At 71.9% G+C, this 17,877-nt stretch carries 16 protein-coding genes; 4 read left to right on the top strand and 12 right to left on the bottom strand.

The features are described from left to right. Positions 1-11: 11 nt before the first annotated feature. The 6 genes from efeB to ACIQ7M_RS31645 form a co-directional block, all read right to left on the bottom strand. Entirely contained in the window at positions 12-1,346 is a 1,335-nt protein-coding gene (gene efeB, locus ACIQ7M_RS31670) for an iron uptake transporter deferrochelatase/peroxidase subunit (protein ID WP_403650813.1), read from the bottom strand. Positions 1,347-1,354: 8 nt separating this feature from the next. Further along, the gene (locus ACIQ7M_RS31665) at positions 1,355-3,358 is read right to left on the bottom strand and encodes a copper resistance CopC/CopD family protein (RefSeq protein WP_403650811.1); all 2,004 of its coding nucleotides are present in this window, start codon (positions 3,356-3,358) and stop codon (positions 1,355-1,357) included. Positions 3,359-3,371: 13 nt separating this feature from the next. Continuing rightward, entirely contained in the window at positions 3,372-3,842 is a 471-nt protein-coding gene (locus tag ACIQ7M_RS31660) for a copper chaperone PCu(A)C (RefSeq protein WP_403650809.1), read from the bottom strand. Next, on the bottom strand, positions 3,839-4,492 hold the full coding sequence (locus ACIQ7M_RS31655; RefSeq protein WP_403650807.1) for an SCO family protein: 654 nt from the start codon (positions 4,490-4,492) through the stop codon (positions 3,839-3,841). The genes ACIQ7M_RS31660 and ACIQ7M_RS31655 overlap by 4 nt, the downstream gene beginning before the upstream one ends. 183 nt (positions 4,493-4,675) lie before the next feature. Further along, positions 4,676-5,410, bottom strand: a complete 735-nt coding sequence (locus ACIQ7M_RS31650; protein WP_355768841.1) for a YcnI family protein — start codon at positions 5,408-5,410, stop codon at positions 4,676-4,678. A gap of 229 nt (positions 5,411-5,639) precedes the next feature. Next, entirely contained in the window at positions 5,640-6,488 is an 849-nt protein-coding gene (locus tag ACIQ7M_RS31645; protein WP_403650805.1) for a hypothetical protein, read from the bottom strand. A 252-nt stretch (positions 6,489-6,740) separates the two neighbouring features. Here ACIQ7M_RS31645 and ACIQ7M_RS31640 point away from each other — a divergent pair, with 252 nt between their 5' ends. Continuing rightward, on the top strand, positions 6,741-7,196 hold the full coding sequence (locus ACIQ7M_RS31640) for an ATP-binding protein (RefSeq protein ID WP_355768836.1): 456 nt from the start codon (positions 6,741-6,743) through the stop codon (positions 7,194-7,196). A gap of 150 nt (positions 7,197-7,346) precedes the next feature. Here the strand turns inward: ACIQ7M_RS31640 and ACIQ7M_RS31635 are convergent, their stop codons facing one another. Together ACIQ7M_RS31635 and ACIQ7M_RS31630 are read right to left on the bottom strand one after the other, a co-directional pair. Continuing rightward, on the bottom strand, positions 7,347-8,834 hold the full coding sequence (locus ACIQ7M_RS31635; protein WP_386985906.1) for an aminopeptidase P family protein: 1,488 nt from the start codon (positions 8,832-8,834) through the stop codon (positions 7,347-7,349). 98 nt (positions 8,835-8,932) lie between these two features. Continuing rightward, a complete protein-coding gene (locus ACIQ7M_RS31630; RefSeq protein WP_355768833.1) occupies positions 8,933-10,444 on the bottom strand; it encodes a PP2C family protein-serine/threonine phosphatase in 1,512 nt (503 codons plus the stop codon). 482 nt (positions 10,445-10,926) lie between these two features. Here ACIQ7M_RS31630 and ACIQ7M_RS31625 point away from each other — a divergent pair, with 482 nt between their 5' ends. Together ACIQ7M_RS31625 and ACIQ7M_RS31620 are read left to right on the top strand one after the other, a co-directional pair. Continuing rightward, positions 10,927-11,592, top strand: a complete 666-nt coding sequence (locus tag ACIQ7M_RS31625; RefSeq protein WP_355768830.1) for a bifunctional DNA primase/polymerase — start codon at positions 10,927-10,929, stop codon at positions 11,590-11,592. Positions 11,593-11,647: 55 nt separating this feature from the next. After that, positions 11,648-12,241: a hypothetical protein gene (locus tag ACIQ7M_RS31620; RefSeq protein WP_403650802.1), complete on the top strand. Its 594-nt coding sequence runs from the start codon at positions 11,648-11,650 to the stop codon at positions 12,239-12,241. A gap of 232 nt (positions 12,242-12,473) precedes the next feature. Here ACIQ7M_RS31620 and ACIQ7M_RS31615 read toward each other — a convergent pair whose 3' ends face one another. The 3 genes from ACIQ7M_RS31615 to ACIQ7M_RS31605 all read right to left on the bottom strand — a co-directional run bounded on the left by ACIQ7M_RS31615 (position 12,474) and on the right by ACIQ7M_RS31605 (position 15,167). Next, the gene (locus ACIQ7M_RS31615; RefSeq protein ID WP_355768824.1) at positions 12,474-13,442 is read right to left on the bottom strand and encodes a DUF5926 family protein; all 969 of its coding nucleotides are present in this window, start codon (positions 13,440-13,442) and stop codon (positions 12,474-12,476) included. A gap of 158 nt (positions 13,443-13,600) precedes the next feature. After that, a complete protein-coding gene (locus ACIQ7M_RS31610) occupies positions 13,601-14,230 on the bottom strand; it encodes an ATP-binding protein (RefSeq protein WP_386985911.1) in 630 nt (209 codons plus the stop codon). Between the two features lie 127 nt (positions 14,231-14,357). Further along, a complete protein-coding gene (locus tag ACIQ7M_RS31605) occupies positions 14,358-15,167 on the bottom strand; it encodes a glycerophosphodiester phosphodiesterase (protein ID WP_403650799.1) in 810 nt (269 codons plus the stop codon). Between the two features lie 257 nt (positions 15,168-15,424). Between ACIQ7M_RS31605 and ACIQ7M_RS31600 the strand changes: the two genes are divergently transcribed. After that, on the top strand, positions 15,425-16,915 hold the full coding sequence (locus ACIQ7M_RS31600) for a S1C family serine protease (protein ID WP_386985913.1): 1,491 nt from the start codon (positions 15,425-15,427) through the stop codon (positions 16,913-16,915). Positions 16,916-16,972: 57 nt separating this feature from the next. Here ACIQ7M_RS31600 and ACIQ7M_RS31595 read toward each other — a convergent pair whose 3' ends face one another. Beyond that, positions 16,973-17,791, bottom strand: coding sequence for a DUF2637 domain-containing protein (locus tag ACIQ7M_RS31595; protein ID WP_355768813.1), 819 nt, complete (start codon positions 17,789-17,791; stop codon positions 16,973-16,975). Positions 17,792-17,877: the final 86 nt, after the last annotated feature.

Raw genomic sequence — 17,877 nt, 5'->3', positions numbered from 1 at the left:
GGTACGGACCCTCATCCCTCCAGCAGGCGCTGCCCCACGTACTCGCCTTCCGCCGCGCCGCCCGGCACCGCGAAGAGACCGCTCGACTCGTGGCGGATGTACGTCGAGAGCGCGTCGCCCCGGTCGAGTTTGCGCTGGACGGGGACGAACCCGCGCACCGGATCGGCCTGCCAGCACACGAAGAGCAGACCGGCGTCGGGCGCCCCGGTGGCGTCGATGCCGTCGTGGAACGAGAACGGGCGGCGCAGCATCGCGGCGCCGCCGTTCTGGTCGGGCCGGGTGATGCGGGCGTGCGCGTTGACCGGCACGACCAGGTTGCCGTCGGCGTCGGTCTTGTCCAGGTCCATCGCGGTGGTCTCGGTGCCGCCGCTCAACGGCGCGCCGGTGGACTTCTTCCGCCCGATGACGTCCTCCTGGGCCGGGCCCGAGAGCTTCTCCCAGTCGTCGAGCAGCATGCGGATACGGCGGACGACGGCGTAGGAGCCGTTCGCCATCCACTCCGGCGTGCCGGAGGCGGGGACGAAGACGCGTCCGTCGAAGTCGGGCTCGGCGGGCTTCGGGTTACGGGTGCCGTCGATCTGGCCCATCAGGTTGCGGGCGGTCATCGGTTCGGCGGTGGCGCCCGGGGAACGGTTGAAGCCGTTCATCTGCCAGCGCACCCGCGCCGCGGCGCCCGCGTCCTTCTGGATCGCGCGCAGGGCGTGGAAGGCGACGAGGGCGTCGTCCGCCCCGATCTGCACCCACAGGTCGCCGTCGCTGCGCGCCTTGTCGAGGTGGTCCGAGGAGAAGTCGGGCAGGGGGTCCAGGGCCACCGGGCGCTGCTTCTCCAGTCCTGTCCGGGCGAAGAAGCTGTGGCCGAAGCCGAAGGTGATGGTGAGCGAGGACGGGCCGGCGTCCCGCGCGATGCCGGTGTCCTCGTGGGCCGCGGCCTCGCCCGCCATGAGCCGCTGAGCCGTCACCGACCAGCGGCGCAGCAGGGCGGCGGCCTCCCTGCGGCCCGAGCCGGCCGTCAGGTCGAAGGCGACGAGGTGGCCGCGTGCCTGGAGCGCGGTGGTGATGCCCGGCTGATGTTTCCCGTGAAACATTGCCATGTCCGCGCCGACCGAGGTCAACGGGACGGTTTTCGCGGGGGAGGGTGCCGCCGCGTATCCCACGGCCGCGCCCGCCGCTCCGAGGGTGAGCCCGGTGGCTCCGGCGGTGCCGAGCAGCCGGCGCCGTGACATGACCGCCTGCGGGGCGTCACCCGGCGACACGGTGCCGGGGGACGGGGTGCCGGGCGACGCCTCGGAGGACGGGGCCGTTCGGGTGGAGCGGGCGGAGGTCCCGGGGGTGGACTGGTCAGCCATGGTCAGGTTCAGCCGATCTGCGCGTTCTTGTTCACGGTGGCCTGGTCGATGTCGGAGGTGCGCACGGTCACCGCGATCTTCCAGTCGCCCGCCAGGGGGATCTGCACGGCGCTCGCCGCCCAGTGCCCCGTGGCGACCCGGTCGGGGGTCACGGGCAGCGGGCCGATGTCCTTGGCCTTGAGGGTGAAGGCGACCTTCACCTCGGGGACGTCGAAGGCCTTGCCGTTCGGCCGGAGCACGAAGACGTGCATCTGGTTGCCGCCGACGCGGGCCGGATCGAAGGTGACCTCCACCGTGCCCTTGCCGTCCTCGCCGCCCGTGTCGAACGGCATCTTCAGGGACAGCGGTCCGGAGCGCTGCGAGGCCGACGCGGTGGCCCGGCTGGCCGCTTCCGCCGTGCGTCCGGGCTCGGTGGCCGTCAGCGCGGTCGTGACCGCGAGCAGGACGACCGCGACCCCGGCCTCGGCGAGCACCGAGCGCCGCAGGCCCGAGCGCTGCGGGTCCGCGTCACGGACCCGCTTGTCGCGCGTGGAGTCCACGGCGGCCTGCTGCCGGGCGAGCTGCGCGGCGCGCCGGGAGTCCGTCCCGGCGGGGACGGTGGCGGGCGTCCTCAGCTCGGTGCGCTGCTCCACGACGACGGCGGCCTCGGGATCGGTGGTCTCGGCGAGCTGGGCCGTCCAGCGCCGCGAGATCCACGCGATGCCCACGAGAACGGCCACCAGGCCGACCTTGACGAGCAGCAGTTGTCCGTACGACGTGTCGGTGAGCGCCGACCAGGAGCCGAGCTGTCGCCACGACTGGTAGATCCCGGTGGCGACCAGGACGAGGACGGCGCCGAACGCGAGGCGGGAGAACCGGCGGACGGCCGCGGCCTCGACGGGTGCCTCGGCGGGAGCCCGGAACAGGGCCACCACGAGCGTCGCCAGACCGCCGAGCCAGGCGGCGACGGACAGCAGGTGCAGGACGTCGACGGGCATCGCGATGCCCGGTTGGACGCCGGTCGAGGCGTGCTCGGCCATGGCCCAGGTCGCGGCGAGGCCGGCGGCGACGACCGTGCCGCCGACGGCGAGCCCGAAGGTGAGGTCGTTCTTCTCCGCGGCCAGGTGCCCGGCCTCGTCGGTCGGGTCCCCGGCGGCGGTGGCCTCGGCGGTGTCCGCGGCACCGGCGTCCGTTCCCCCGGCCGGTTCCGCCTCACCGCTGTTCTCGCCGTCCGCGCGCTCGTCCTCGTCGCGTCGGGCGTAGGCGCCGAACAGCACCGCGATGAACAGCGCCGCGGCCGCGAGCAGGAGCAGCCTCGACACCAGCGCCGCGCCCGACTTGGTCTGCAGCACCTCGCCGAGCAGGTTCAGGTCGAAGATGTCGCCGGCCTTGCCCGACCCGACGTAGGAGCCGCGCAGGAGCAGCAGGGCGAGGGTGGAGGCGGTGAGCGTGAGCCATCCGCCGACCACGAGCCGCTGTACCGGCCGGATGCCCGACCCACGCTGCCAGCAGGCCAGTACGAAGGCGGCGCCGCCGACGAGCAGGATGAAACCGGCGTACGACAGGTAGCGCGCGGCTCCGTAGAGGAAGCCCACCAGGCCGCCGCCCACCGCCTGGCCGGACAGTGCGACGGAGGTCTGCGAGGGGGCGCCGACGGAGAAGGTGAAGGCGCCCGAGACGGGGTGGCTGTCCGCCGACACCACTTGGTAGGTGACGGTGTACGTGCCGTCGGGCAGCCCCGGCCGGACCTTCAGACCGTAGGTGTCGCCGCCCAGGTCGCTCGCGCCGCCGGTGTCGACCCGCTTGCCCCGGGGGTCGAGCACCTGGAGCGAGCCGTCGTTCAGCGAGACCTGTTCGGAGAAGGTGAGCGAGACCTGGGCGGGTGCCTCGTCGACCACCGATCCCTGCGTCGGGTTGCTTCCGGTCAGCGCGGCGTGCGCGGAGGCGGGCGCGGCGCCCGCCAGGAGCGCTCCGGTGACGGCGAGGAACAGCAGCAGGAGAGTCCTGAGGCGGGGGGCGATGGTCGGTGTCACGGTGATGCCTCCCTCAGCGTCCGGTCTTCGGGTTGTAGGTCGCGGGCTTCACCGGCATGGAGATCCTGACCGTGCCGGACTTGGCGAAGTGCAGTTCCACGGACACCTTCTCGCCCTGTCCGGGCTTGTGGGTGAGCTTTGCGAACATGAGGTGGTTGCCGCCGCTGGCGAGGTCCAGGGTGCCTTCGGCGGGTATGGCGAACGACCTCCTCTCCTCCATCGCGCCGTCCACGGTCGCGTGCATCGTCACGTCGTCCGAGAGGTCGCTGGTGACCGAGGTGAGGGTGTCGGCGCCGCCGGAGTTGGTGACGGTGAAGAAGCCCGCCGCCATGGTGTCCATGCTCGGGGCGGGCATGTAGGCGCCGGTGACCTTGAGTTCGGGAGCGGCGGAGGACGACGAGGAGCCGTCCGAGCCGCAGCCCGCCAGTGTCCCGGCGGCCAGGACGAGGGAGCAGACGGCGAGGAGTCCCGTACGGCGGCTCACGGGGTCTTCCCCTCGGCGATCTCGGGCAGGTCCTTGGTGTAGTCGTCGACGGTGGCGCCCTCGCCGTACAGCACGTAGCCCGCGTCGGTCTTCGGCGAGAAGGCGATGACCTGGGTGCCGTGCACCGAGACGGTCTTGCCGTTCTTGTCCTTGCTCGTCGGCTCGATGGTGATGCCGAGGCGGCGGGCGCCGGCCTGGATCGTGGCGAAGTCGCCGGTGAGGCCGATGAAGTCGGGGTCGATGCCCTTGAGCCAGGTGCCGAGCGCGGCGGGTGTGTCGCGGGCCGGGTCGGTGGTGACGAACACGACGCGCAGCTTGTCCTGTTCGGCCTTCGGGAGCTGCTTCTTGGCGACGGCGAGGTTGTTCATCGTCAGGGGGCAGACGTCGGGGCAGTGGGTGTAGCCGAAGTAGATCAGCGTGGGCCGGCCCTTGGTCTCCGCGCGCAGGTCGTACTTCTTGCCGGTCGTGTCGGTGAGCACGAGGTCCGGCTTCTCGAACGGGTTGTCGAGGACCGTCGCGGCCTTGGTGGCACCGGCGTCGGCGGACACGGCGGCGACCGGCTCGTCGCCGGCGCCGTCACTGCCGCAGGCGGAGAGGGTCAGAGCGGCGGCGGCGAACAGGGCGGCCACCGCGTACGTCTTCTTGCGCATAGAAAAATGTCCCAGATGTGAGCGCTCCGGTGGACACCGGGGGTCGGACGGGGCCGAGGGCCGGGCCGGACGGGGCCCAAGGGCCGGGCCGGCCGGCGGCCGGCCCGGAGAGCCGCGTCCGCGACCCCCCGGTGCCCACCAGGAGCGTTTTGTGTCTCAGTGCCTCAGATGCGTGCGGGCACCTCAGGCGTTGGTACGCCGCCGGCCGGCCAGAACGCCGTACGCCACGCCCGCCAGGCCGACGAGGATGCCCACGACGCCGAGGACGCGCGCGGTGGTGTCGCTGCTGTCACCGGCGGAGGCGGCCTCGTCGGTGTGCTCGGCGGTCTCCTCCGTGTGGGAGGCGTCCTCGGCGGCGGCACCACCGTGGTGTCCGCCCTCGGTCGCCGCGCTGAGCGCGAGGGCCGGCGCCGGGTGCTCGGGCTCCTCCGCACCCTCCTTCTGCGGCTCGATCCAGCGCACGACCTCCTTGTCGGAGTACGTCTGGATGGCCTTGAAGACGAGTTCGTCGGTGTCCTCGGGCAGCGCGCCGATGGAGAGCGGGAACTTCTGGAAGAAGCCCGGCTCGATGCCCTTGCCGTCGGCGGTCCAGGTGACCTTGGTGACGGCCTCGCCGATCTTCTCGCCGTGCGCGGTGACCGGCTTGTCCAGCTTGGACTTGGTGACCTTCACGGTCCAGCCGTCGAGGGGCTGGGGCATGACCGAGGCCAGCGGGTGGTCGGCCGGGAGGTTCACCTCGACCTGGGTGGTCGAGGCGTTGTCGCGCTCGTTGGGCACCTTGAAGTTCACGACGGTGTAGCCGCCCTTGGCGGCCACGCCCTCGGGCTGCACGCTGACGTGCGCGAACGCGGGGGCGGACAGGGCGAGAACGGCCGTGGCGGCGACGGTGCCGGCGGCGGCGAGACGAGAAGCCTTCATGTGAGGAGACACTCCACTTTCAGTCCGGTGACGAAGGGGACGCGCGTGCGCCTCGGTGTCCCGTGGAAGGGGCGGAAGGACGCCCGGGGGGAGACCCGGCGGGCACGCGCGCGTGCGGCACGACCGCGTCCCCTCCGAGAAGGTCCGTGAAGTCCCGCCGGGCCGGTGGGAGTCGAGGACTCCGGGGACCCGGGGAATTCCGTGGATTTCCGTGAAGTGGCGCGTCGTGTCAGGCGACGAGGGAGAACGCGGCGGCGGGCGGCCCGCGCCGGACGACGGTGTGCTGAAGCGCGGTCGTCCGTGGAGTGAGGGGCGCGAGCAGCGCGGTGCACGGCGTGCGCGCGATCTCGGGTGCCCCGGGAAGTCCCGTACGCAGGGCGCGTACGAGGGTGAGGGCGGCGCGCAGGGAACGTACGAGCGCCGCTTCCGTGACTCCCTGGGCCGACAGGCGCATGAGCCGCAGGAGGGCCAGGTCGCCGTGGCGCAGCACCCAGCCGGCGGCGAGGGCCGCGAGCACGTGGCCGAGCAGCATCGGCAGGGAGGGCAGCACCGGCATCGAGGTGCCCGCGGCGGTGGGCAGGGCGTCCGCGGCGTGGCTCATGGACGACGTCATGCCCGTCGTCCCGGTCGCGCCCGTGTCGATCCGCGCGTCGGCGAGGATCTTCATGGCCTGCGCCGGGCTGATCGCCGCCGCGGCCGTCCCGCACACCAGGCGGGCGGCCCGCTCGACGAGTGTGGCGTCGGACATCGGCATTCCCGGCGCCATCGCGCCCATGGACGACCCGCCGGCCGCCGCGCCGCTTACCGGGCCCAGTCCGAAGAGGGTGTGCAGCACCGTCTGGCCGAGCGCGAGGAGCGCCACGATGCCCGGCAGTGCACGTTCCCGGCCCGCCAGCGTCCCGGCGACCGCGAAGACCGCGAGGAAGCCGGCGCCCAGGGTCCACGGGGGGACGGTGGCGCAGGAGGCGATTCCGTGACCGGCCGCGGCCAGCACGACGCAGACCGCGGCGAACACCGCGGCCCTCAGGGTCCGGAGGCCTGCTCCGGAACGCGCCGAACGCTGGTGGGGGGCAGTCATGGCGCGCTCATCATCGCACTGGGCCCCGACACCTCGTGCGGCAGGTCCGATTGACGGCTTGTGACCGGTCCGTCCTCCGTGCGGCGGACGCCCGGAAGGGCCACTGTCCGGCCGAAGATCACGCGTGCATACACCGTCGACTCATGTGAGCGCGTCGGCCGTATGGGCGGCATCACGTCGCGTATGCGATTGCGCACGGGTGGTTGCGGCAATACGTAACGGTATGTCGAGCCGCGGCCGGGAGGCTGGAGCATGAGCATCTGGTGGTCACTCCATTTGCGGCGCGAGGCTGCGAGTGTTCCGCTCGCCAGACGCCTGTTGCTCGGCACGATGGAGAGCGCGGGCGTGGACCCGGACATCTCGTACGACCTGTCCGTCGCTCTCACGGAGGCCTGCGCCAACGCCGTCGAGCACGGCGGGGACGACGTCCGGGGCTCCTCCTGCGGGGCGTACCGCGTGACGGCCTATCTCGACGGTGACCAGTGCCGTATCGAAGTCGCCGACTTCGGCCCCGGTTTTCCGGCCGGGAACGCCCGCGCCGTCCTCCGCACGGCCGGCGAGGACGCGGAGCACGGCCGGGGGCTGTGCCTGATCCGTGAGCTCGCCGACCACGTCCACATCGGCAACAGGCCGGGACGCGGCGGCGCGGTGGTGAGCTTCGACAAGATCCTCAAGTGGAGGACGGCCCCCTCGCTGCTGCCGGCCTGACCCGCCGGACGACGCCGGCCCCTGGGAGTCGTCCCGGACAGGCCGATGACCCTTCGTGAGCTGCCCCGGACAGGCCGATGGCCGGGAGCCTCGGAAGGCGCCCGGCCATCGGTCGCGTGTCCGCCCTCGCGGGCACGCTGTCGGCCCATGTCAGCCCTTGAGGGACGCCATCCAGGCCTCGACCTCGTCCGAGCGGCGCGGCAGGCCGGCCGACAGGTTCCGGTTGCCGTCCTCGGTGACCAGGAGGTCGTCCTCGATCCGGACGCCGATGCCGCGGTACTCCTCCGGCACGGTCAGGTCGTCCGCCTGGAAGTACAGGCCCGGCTCGACGGTCAGGCACATACCCGGCTCCAGCGTGCCCTCGACGTACGTCTCCGTGCGCGCGGCGGCGCAGTCGTGGACGTCCATGCCGAGCATGTGGCCGGTGCCGTGCAGGGTCCAGCGGCGCTGGAGACCGAGCTCCAGGACACGCTCGACAGGACCTTCGAGCAGACCCCACTCGACGAGCCGCTCGGCCAGCACGTGCTGCGCGGCGTCGTGGAAGTCGCGGTACTTGGCACCCGGCTGGACGGCCGCGATACCGGCCTCCTGGGCGTCGTACACGGCGTCGTAGATCTTCTTCTGGATCTCCGAGTAGGTGCCGTTGACCGGGAGCGTGCGGGTGACGTCGGCGGTGTAGAGGGTGTGGGTCTCCACGCCCGCGTCCAGCAGCAGCAGGTCGCCGGAGCGGACCGGGCCGTCGTTGCGCACCCAGTGCAGGGTGCAGGCGTGCGGTCCGGAGGCGCAGATCGAGCCGTAGCCGATGTCGTTGCCCTCGACCCGCGCGCGCAGGAAGAAGGTGCCCTCGATGAAGCGCTCGCTGGTGGCCTCGGCCTTGTCCAGGACCTTCACGACGTCCTCGAAGCCGCGCACGGTGGAGTCGACGGCCTTCTGCAGCTCGCCGGCCTCGAACTCGTCCTTGACGAGTCGTGCCTCGGACAGGAAGACGCGCAGTTCGTCGTCGTGCTCGCGGGTGACCTTGTCGGTCAGCGCGGCCTCGATCGCGGCGTCGTAGCCGCGCACGACACGGACCGGACCGGTGGCCTCGGTCAGCGCGGCCGGCAGTTCGCGGACGTCCGAGGCGGGGATGCCGTAGAGCTGCTCGGCCTCGGCCAGGGAGTGGCGGCGGCCGACCCACAGCTCGCCCTGCCCGGACAGCCAGAACTCGCCGTTCTCACGGTTGGAGCGCGGCAGCAGGTAGATCGTGGCCTTGTGGCCCTCGGCGGCGGGCTCCAGCACGAGGACGCCGTCCTCGGTGAGGTTGCCGGTGAGGTACGCGTACTCGACCGAGGCACGGAAGGGGTACTCCGTGTCGTTCGAGCGGGTCTTCAGGTTGCCCGCGGGGATCACCAGGCGCTCGCCCGGGAAGCGCGCGGACAGCGCGGCACGGCGGGCCGCGGTGTACCCGGCCTGGGCGATGGGCTCGAGGCCCCGCAGCTCGGTGTCGGCCCAGCCGGACTTCATGCTGTCGGCCAGCTCGTCGGACACGCCCGGGTACAGGCCGTTCTTGCGCTGCTTGATGGGCTCTTCCTCGCCCGCTTCGTCAGCGGCTTCGTCGAGCACGGCTTCCGGGGTCTCCGGGGTGAGCGCCTCCGACACGGTCTGCCTCCTTCATACGACTTTGGACCTCCCCATCGTACGGTCGTACTGAAGGGGGCCCAGGGCCGGAAGGCCTGTTACACCGGGTGAGGGCGCTCTCAGTCGAAGCGGGCCGCCAGGAGGACGACGTCCTCGTCGCTGTCCGCCTCGTCGAGGCCGTCCGGCAGCACACCGCGCAGCACGTGGTCGGCGATCGCGCCGGGGTCGTCGCGCAGCGCCCTCGGGACGCTCGCCGCCGCCGCGTGCAGCCGGGCGAAGGCGCGGTCCATCGGGTCGCCGGTGCGGTGCAGCAGACCGTCGGTGTAGATGAGCACGGTCTCGCCCGGGTCCGCGGTCAGTTCGACGCTCGGTGCCTCCCAGCAGGCGAGCATGCCCAGCGGCGCGGACAGGGAGGTCTCCACGAACTCGGTGCGCCGCGGGCCGATCACCAGGGGCGGGCTGTGTCCGGCGCCGGCGAGCGTGAGCTTGCGCAGGGCGGGCTCGCAGTACGCGAACAGGGCGGTGGCGGAGCGCGCGGGTTCGGTCAGTCGCAGCAGCAGTTCGAGGTCGGAGAGAACGGCGACCGGGTCCTCGCCCTCCATGACGGCGTAGGCGCGCAGGGAGGCCCGCAGCCGGCCCATGGCGGCGACGGCGCTGGGGCCCGAGCCGGTGACGGAGCCGACCGCGAGGCCGAGCGCGGCGTCGGGCAGCGGCAGCGCGTCGTACCAGTCGCCGCCGCCGCGCGGGCCGGTGCGGTGCCGGGCGGCGAGCTGGACGCCGGAGACCCGGGGCAGCCGTGGGGGAAGCAGTTCCTCGGACATCGTCGTCACGCACGCGCGGGCGCGTTCGAGTTCCAGCAGCCGGGCGAGGTGCTCGGTGGCGTAGCGGGCGTAGAGGCCGATGAGGTGGCGCTGGCGTTCCACCGGCTCGGCGGGCTCGTCGTAGAGCCATACGGCGGCACCGAGACGGCCGGCCGCCTCGGTGGACAGCGGGAGCGCGTAGCTGGCGGCGTAGCCGAGGCGGGCGGCGACCTCGCGGTGGCGCGGGTCGAGCCCGTCCTCCGAGAGGAGGTCCGGCTGGGTGATCTCGCCCTCGCCGCCCGGCAGCCCGTCGAGGATCTTCCCGTACGACATGGAGCTGCGCGGCACCGTCTCGATGTGGCCGAGATCGGCTCGGGCGAGGCCGAGGCCGATCGTGGTGTCGGGGCCCAGTCCGTCGCCGGGTTCCAGGACGACGAGACCGCGCCGGGCACCCACCAGAGCGGCTCCGGCGCGCAGCAGTTCCTGCAGCGCCTCGTCCAGTGTCGCGGTGCGGGCGACGCGCTCGGTGAGTTCGTGGAGCGTGGTGAGATCCGAGACCCAGCCCGCGAGGCGGTCCTGGAGGGCCGCTCCGGGGCCGGCCGGCGGGGCGGCCGAGGAGGCGCCCGCGGGCGCGGGCGTCGGCGCGACAGTGTGCGCGGGCGAAGGAACCGTTGAATCGATTCCGGCCACTTTGGGAAGGTGAGGGGCGGTCATGACGTCCGGCTTTCCGACCGGTGCGTTTTGCTCAATAGCATCGCAAACCCCCATGTCGTTCTGCGCCGCTAGCGGTGTCTCCACATGTACACGTACTCGTGAGGGGATGTCCAGCATTGTCCTGCCGGGATTCCTGGTGTCCGTGCGACCGGTGGTAACCCTTGCGGGAAATTGGAATTGGCCTAAAACTGACTCGGGCAACGGCTTATTGAGGTCGACTGGCCTCGTTCGACGGAGCGTCACAGCGGTCGTGGTGGGTACGTACTCGGTGAAGGCCAGGGGTGGTTGAGATCCGCCCGGAACCTGGCGACGGACCCGGGCGTCCTAACCACCGACGACCGTGCCCCATCCTCCCGTGGCGGAGGCGGCTAGGAATACGCGGGACGTAAAACGCCAGGCGCCGCCACCCCACGCCACGCCCATGCTTTGGATGTACGCGGTATGGGCGCGGACACAGCCACATGCTCGGCCCAGAGGGGTTCCCCTTGTCTCCAGCAGGGGTGTGATGCGCCAGCAGGTACGCACAGTGAAGTGATCGACACATGGTGTGATGTGATCCTCGGTGTTGCCAGGCGTGCAACGGAAAGGAACGAGCGCTCATGCGCGAGATCCTCGGAAGGCGACGCAGGCTCCTGTCCAGGCGAAACAACGGGAGGCCTGAGATGCTCAGCGCGGCCCTGACGTTCGCGGCCGCATGGCGGTGGCCCGTACTCCCGGGTGTGGCGGCCGACCCGCAGGGGCGTGCCCGCTGCGGCTGCCCCGACCCGGAGTGCACGGTGCCGGGCGCCCATCCCTTCGACCCCGGCCTCCTCGCGGCCACCACGGACGAGCGCATGGTGCGCTGGTGGTGGACCAACCGGCCCTCGGCCCCCATCGTGCTGGCCACCGGCGGCGGCGCCCCGTGCGCGGTGAGCCTGCCCGCCGTGGCGGCGGCCCGCGCGCTGGACGCCCTCGACCGCACGGGCATGCGCCTCGGCCCGGTCGTCGCGTCCCCCTCCCGCTGGGCGATCCTCGTCGCCCCGTACTCCATGGAGCAGCTCGGCGAACTGCTCTACGCCAAGGACTTCGTCCCCGGCTCCCTGCGCTTCCACGGAGACGGCGGCTACATCGCGCTGCCGCCGTCCGAGACGGGCCAGGGCCAGATCCGCTGGGAGCGCGCTCCGCTGCCCGGTTCGGCCGCCCCCTGGGTGCCCGGCGTGGAGGCCGTGGTGGATGCCGTCGTCGAGGCACTCACTCGTACGGGTGTGAGCGCGCCCGAGTTGTAGGGGCGTCCGGCGCGCGGCGTGCCGCGCGCCCTCCCCCGCTCGTTATCGTCCGCCCATGCAGCGTCATTCCGGGGCGTACGGGGCCGAGGTGCCGCCGGGCGGCGGGCCGGACCCCCGACGAGTCCGCCTGGTGGCCCTGGCCGGAGTCGTGGCGTTCGTCCTCGCCGTGCCGCTGGCCGTGGCCTCGGCCGGTCCGGTGGGCGACGCCGGCTCCCCGGCGGCGGTGCGCGCGGCGGCTCCCGCCGACGACCGGCCGTCCGCGTCCGGACCGCGGCGCTCTTCCGCGCGGCTCGGGCTCGGTCTCGCCACCGCCGCCCGGTGCGGCCCCGAACTCTCCTCGCCCGACGGCGTCGAGGCGCAGACCTGTGTCCTGACGCAGGGCGAGGAGACCTGGGCGCGTACCTACTACCGCAACGCGACCGGAGACGCGCTGAGCTCCGCCCTGACGTTGATGGGTCCCGGCGGCCGCACGGTGCAGATGAACTGCGCCGTGGACGCGGAGGACGACCCGGGTGCGTGTGAGACGCCCAGGGAACACGTGGCGGGGGATCCGATGGCCTACTCGGCGGTAGTGGAATTCGCGCGGAGTGGCGACGGGCCGCTGCTGCTGCGCTCGGGCAGCAACTCGGTTCGCGGGCAAGCCGATTGATATTGTTCGGGATTCCGAACATGGAAAGACCCGGTTGCTGGCGACGGGGGATGCACCAGCAACCGGGCTACTCGAACGGTAACAAGAGATCGGCGGTTCGCAAATTCGATCTCGGCTATTCGGACACGGATTTACCTGTCACAACGGGGAGTTGTGACAGGAGTCACCCGTTTCCGAGGCCCTGACGAGCTGACCGGTCGGTCAGTTTCGCGTTCTGTGGGTTCGCTGTGGACTAGCTGAGTGTCACCTGGCGGTTGGTGAGACCCCCGCGTGCGCGGCGCTCGTCCGCCGTCAGCGGCGCGTCCGTGGCCAGAGCGGTGGCGAGGCGCTCGGCGAACTCGGCCGCCGGCTTCTCGACGTCGTCCGCCGTGACACCGCTCGGCAGGTCCCAGACCGGCACCGTGAGCCCGTGCGCCCGGAAGGAACCGACCAGCCGGGTGCCTTCCCCGAGGCTCGAACGGCCCTCGGCGTGCAGCCGCGCGAGAGCGTCCAGAAGCCGCTCCTCGGCGTGGGGCATGACCCAGCGCAGGTGGTTCTTGTCCGGCGTCTCGCACCAGTAGGCGGCGTCGACCCCGGACAGCTTCACCGTCGGGATGGCGGCGGCGTTGGCCCGCTCCAGCGAGGCGGTCACCTCGGGCGTCGCGTTCTCCGCGTCCGGGACCCAGAACTCGAAGCCGCTGTGCACAACTGGCTCGAAGGCGCCTTCGGGGTCGAGCAGGTCCTGGAGCCGGGGACCGTCCGCCGGGGCGCGCCGCCCCTCGACCGGGGTGCCGGGCGGCGCGACGAGCGCGCGCCGGAGGGTGTCGGCCAGGTCGCGGCTGATGTCGCCCGACGGCGTGTCGTTCTGCAGGCCGAGCAGCACCGAGCCGTCCTCGCGGCGCAGCGCGGGCCACGCCATCGGCAGGACCGTGGCGAGGGTGACCGAGGGGACGCCCTCGGGCAGGCTCTCCTTGAGCGTCAGCCCGACCGTCGCGGCGGGCACCAGTTCGCGCAGCGCGACCCAGTCGCCCTCGCCCCGCAGGCCCTCGAACGGGCGGTGCACCAGCTCGGTCGCCGCGTGCGCGGCGGTGCGGCCGTGGCAGGCCTTGTACCGGCGGCCGCTGCCGCAGGGGCAGGGCTCGCGTGCTCCGACGACCGGGATCTCGCCGCCGTCCGTCAACTGCGGCTGCTTGGCCTTGGTCTGGGGTCGCTTCTTGGCCATCGTGGGTGTCTCCCGATCACGGCTCGTCTCGTACTGGCGCGAGCCTAGCCGTTCGTACGGAGACGGACGGGATCCTGTGGACAACGCACCGCGTGGCCCGTGGCCCGGCGGTCCGTCCGCGCGTCCCGGTGCGTTCGGCCGAGGTCGTCCGGTCCGGCTCAGTCGAGGTCGTCGAAGGCGTCCGCGAAGTCCAGACCGGGGATCCCGGACACCCTCGGTGACGCGACGCGCGTAGCGAAGTCGTCGTGCCGGTGGGCCCTTTGCACATCGTCCTGGACGACCACCCACACGGTGACCTCGCCGTGGACGTCGTCCCGGACACCCCAGTCCTTGGCGAGCGCCGTGATGATGTTCAGCCCGCGGCCGCCGCGGGCCGTGACCGACGGGGTGGCGGGCACGGGGCGGGTCGGACCGCCGCCGTCCGTCACCTCGACCGTCAGCCGGCCCGCCGGGTCGACGCGCCAGGCCGCGCGCACGTCCCCGTCGCCCGCGAGGGCGTCGCCCAGGGGCCTGCCATGCCGGCACGCGTTGCTGAGCAGCTCGGAGAGGATCAGTACGGCGTCGTCGATGACCGTTTCCGCCACACCCCCCGAACGCAGTTGATCGCGCATCCGGTGTCTTGCCTTCCCCACGCCCGCAGGGCCATGGGGTACGGCCATGCTCGACGACGTGGGCACCTCCTGTGCCACCACCAACGCCACCCCCGAGACCTCCTTCACCCCACGCCACGGTGTGAATGCCCCTCTGGACTGGACCGGAAACCGGCCAGTGGGCGTCTGCTGACGCACTCGTAACCATCGATCGCGGAACGAACGCGCCGGAGCACTCCCTGTGACCGGGTGGCTGATTCTCGATGGTTTTCGATGGGCGATCATGGTGATTTCCGGGGGGTCGCCGGCCTTGGGCCGGGCCAGGTCAGCGGCCCAGTTGGCGGAGCACCGCGCGCGGGCGGTTGGTGATGATGGCGTCGATGCCCAGTTCAACGCAGAGATCGACGTCCTCGGGCTCGTTCACGGTCCAGACGTGCACCTGGTGACCGGCGCGTTTCAGCCGTTCGACGTATCCGGGGTGACTGCGGACGATCCGCATGGAGGGGCCCGCGATCCGGACACCGGCGGGCAGTCGTCCGTCCCGCAGCCGGGGGGAGACGAACTGGAGCAGATAGACCGTCGGCAAGGCCGGGGAGGCGGCCCGGACGCGGTGCAGCGAGCGCGCCGAGAAGCTCATGACCCGTACCGCGGACTCGGCCGGGGAGGCGGGGGCGTCCAGGCCGAAACGCTTCAGCAACTGGAGCAGCCGCTCCTCGACCTGGCCGGCCCAGCGGGTCGGGTGCTTGGTCTCGATGGCCAGTTCCACACGGCGGCCGGCGTCGGCGACGAGTTCGAGCAGGCGCTCCAGGGTCAGGACGGAGGTGTCCGTCAGACTCCCCGGGGCATGTTCCCAGTCGGGCGACTCGTCGCGGTTTTTCCACGAGCCGAAGTCCAGTGCGGCGAGCTCGGCGAGCTCCAGGGCGGAGACGGCTCCGCGGCCGTTGGACGTCCGGTTCACGCGGCGGTCGTGGACACAGACGAGATGGCCGTCGGCGGTCAGCCGTACATCGCACTCGAGGGCGTCCGCACCGTCCTCGATCGCCTTCTTGTACGCGGCCAGTGTGTGCTCGGGGGCCTCTTCGGAGGCTCCGCGGTGGGCGACGACCTGAATCGGGTGCTGTCGTGCGAGGGTCACCGCGTCATGGTGCCACCGTCGCCGGATCTGTGTGAGGTGAGATATGTCGCAAAAGATTACGTTTGGTAATAAAAGTCCGTTATAAAGAATGGCCTCGGACGCACAGCCACCGCTTATGGTGCCCTGACGCCCTGTGGGAAAAGCTGTCGGCGTACAAAAGCACATGCACAGCTGCATCGCGCCGGGCCATCGACAAGCGTGAGTGGGCGTGACCGAGTGCGACCGAGAACAACAGCCGTGGATCGAGGAGAAGAGCTGTGAGCACCGAGAACGAGGGCAACGCAGTACCCCCGGCCCCGTCCGCACCTCCCGTGCCGGTGGAAACTCCCGCTGCTTCCGCGCAGGGCGCCTCGCACCCGGGGGGCGCGCCGACCGCTCCGATCCCCGCGGTGCCCGGCACTCCCGGCGCACCGGAGCACCCGTCGGCGCCCGCGGGCATGCCGGCGTACGCGTCGAACGGCGCCGGGCAGGGGGCCGACCCCTACGGACAGGCCCCGACCCAGGGCTCCGCCCCCGAAGCGGGCTGGCCGCCTCCGCCGCCCGCCACCCCCTCGTACGCCGACGGCGGCGGCTCGGGTGACGGCGGCTGGGGTTCCTCCTACCAGCAGCCCGCGCCGCAGCCGAAGAACAGGCGCGGCGGTCTGATCGCCGCCGTCCTGGTGGCCGCGCTGGTCGCCGGCGGTGTCGGCGGCGGCATCGGCTACTCGCTGGCCAAGAACGACGACAACTCCACCGACTCGACGACCGTCTCCGCCCCGAGCGGCAGCGGCGAGGTCAAGCGCGCCTCGGGCACGGTTGCGAACGTCGCGGCCAACGCGCTGCCGAGCACCGTCACCATCGAGGCCCAGAGCAGCAACGGCGAGGGCGGCACCGGCACGGGCTTCGTCTTCGACAAGCAGGGCCACATCCTCACCAACAACCACGTGGTGGCGGACGCGGTCGACAGCGGCAAGCTCACCGCCACCTTCCCGAGCGGCAAGAAGTACGACGCCGAGGTGGTCGGCCACGCGCAGGGGTACGACGTCGCGGTCATCAAGCTGAAGAACGCGCCCTCGGACCTGAAGCCGCTCGTCCTCGGCGACTCCGACAAGGTGGCCGTCGGCGACTCCACGATCGCGATCGGCGCGCCCTTCGGGCTCTCCAACACCGTGACCACGGGCATCATCAGCGCCAAGAACCGCCCCGTCGCCTCCAGCGACGGCAGCGCCAGCAGCAAGTCCTCGTACATGAGCGCCCTGCAGACGGACGCCTCGATCAACCCGGGCAACTCCGGCGGTCCCCTGCTCGACGCCTCGGGCGCGGTGATCGGCATCAACTCGGCGATCCAGTCGTCGAGCAGCGGCGGCCTCGGCGGCTCCGGCCAGTCCGGTTCCATCGGCCTGGGCTTCGCGATCCCGATCAACCAGGCCAAGCACGTGGCCCAGCAGCTCATCCAGACCGGCAAGCCGGTGTACGCGAAGATCGGCGCGTCGGTCTCCCTGGAGGAGGGCACCGGCGGCGCGAAGATCACCGAGCAGGGCGCGAGCGGCACCTCGGCGGTCGAGTCCGGCGGCCCGGCCGCCAAGGCGGGCCTCAAGCCCGGCGACGTCATCACCAAGCTCGACGACCTGGTGATCGACAGCGGACCGACCCTGATCGGCGCGATCTGGACCCACAAGCCGGGCGACACCGTCAAGCTCACCTACACGCGCGACGGCAAGACCCACACGGTCGACGTCACCCTCGGTTCGCGAGAGGGCGACAGCTGATCGTTCGATCCACCGCGCGAGGGGTGTCTCCCAGGGGGAGGCACCCCTTCCGCGTTGTCAGACGCGCGGCTTCTTCGCGGACGACGACCCCTTCTTGCCGCCCGCGCGCTCGGGGGGCGCGGGCGGGCAGGGACGCTGCCGGTGGCGGGACGTGCTCTGGCGGGGCGGCCGGGTCAGCGTGATCTGACGGATTAACTGCTGGAAGCAGGTCAACGACGCGAGGGCGGGGACGACGGCGGTGGCCACGCCGGTGATCGTCTGGTGGGCGTCGGCCACACAGAACATCATGGCGACGGACGAGAACAGCAGCACCACGTACCACGAGTGCACGGCACGGCGCTGGTGCAGGGCGGCCCGCAGGATGGAGAGCGAGGCCACCATCCAGGGGCCGTAGATCAGCAGAGGCCACCAAGGCCCCGTGCCGCTCTGCGCGTTGGAGGCGATGCGCTGCAACGGCGAGTAGGCCACCATGCCGCTGAAGACGCTCACCATCGACACGGTGGCGGCGGCGACCGCGGCGAGCACGAAGCTGACGGTCTGCAGCCAGTTGCGGTGATTGCGGACCCGCACCTTGCGGTGCCCGGCCGAAGAGCGTCGGATGGGCGGCAACTCGGCGGTGATCTGTACCAGGTTGTCCATCGGGTCGCCGGTGAACTCGTCCGTGTAGTCCGCCTCGCCGCGCGGGGACGGCACGGTGGCTTCCTGGTCCGCCGCCGCGGCGTCCTGCAGGAGGTAGGTGAGTTCCTCGACGGGGTCCCAGCCCTGTTCGTTGAAGGGGGTCACGGGATCGCCGTACGGGCCGGTCTCCGTCCCGGCGGGATATCCGGGATTCTGGCCGTACCGGGCGAACGAGAGGTTCGGGTAGTCGTCATTCACGGAATTCGCCCCGGTCACGTGAGCGGCGCGACGGCCGTGCCTGCCGGCGGTGCGTGCCGGTCGCGCACGACGGGCCGCGGACGTCG

Origin of the sequence: Streptomyces sp. NPDC096324, assembly GCF_044763015.1 — a bacterium.
In the GTDB taxonomy this organism is placed as follows: Bacteria; Actinomycetota; Actinomycetes; order Streptomycetales; family Streptomycetaceae; genus Streptomyces.
The sequence above is the reverse complement of the archived record's forward strand: the minus strand, read 5'-3'. Positions and strand labels throughout refer to the sequence as shown.

What these genes read in the sequence shown, in the direction of transcription:
- efeB (WP_403650813.1), bottom strand. Translation starts at nt 1,346, where the DNA reads ATGGCTGACCAGTCCACCCCCGGGACCTCCGCCCGCTCCACCCGAACG.
- ACIQ7M_RS31655 (WP_403650807.1), bottom strand. Translation starts at nt 4,492, where the DNA reads ATGCGCAAGAAGACGTACGCGGTGGCCGCCCTGTTCGCCGCCGCCGCT.
- ACIQ7M_RS31650 (WP_355768841.1), bottom strand. Translation starts at nt 5,410, where the DNA reads ATGAAGGCTTCTCGTCTCGCCGCCGCCGGCACCGTCGCCGCCACGGCC.
- ACIQ7M_RS31645 (WP_403650805.1), bottom strand. Translation starts at nt 6,488, where the DNA reads ATGACTGCCCCCCACCAGCGTTCGGCGCGTTCCGGAGCAGGCCTCCGG.
- ACIQ7M_RS31640 (WP_355768836.1), top strand. Translation starts at nt 6,741, where the DNA reads ATGAGCATCTGGTGGTCACTCCATTTGCGGCGCGAGGCTGCGAGTGTT.
- ACIQ7M_RS31630 (WP_355768833.1), bottom strand. Translation starts at nt 10,444, where the DNA reads ATGCTGGACATCCCCTCACGAGTACGTGTACATGTGGAGACACCGCTA.
- ACIQ7M_RS31625 (WP_355768830.1), top strand. Translation starts at nt 10,927, where the DNA reads ATGCGCGAGATCCTCGGAAGGCGACGCAGGCTCCTGTCCAGGCGAAAC.
- ACIQ7M_RS31620 (WP_403650802.1), top strand. Translation starts at nt 11,648, where the DNA reads ATGCAGCGTCATTCCGGGGCGTACGGGGCCGAGGTGCCGCCGGGCGGC.
- ACIQ7M_RS31615 (WP_355768824.1), bottom strand. Translation starts at nt 13,442, where the DNA reads ATGGCCAAGAAGCGACCCCAGACCAAGGCCAAGCAGCCGCAGTTGACG.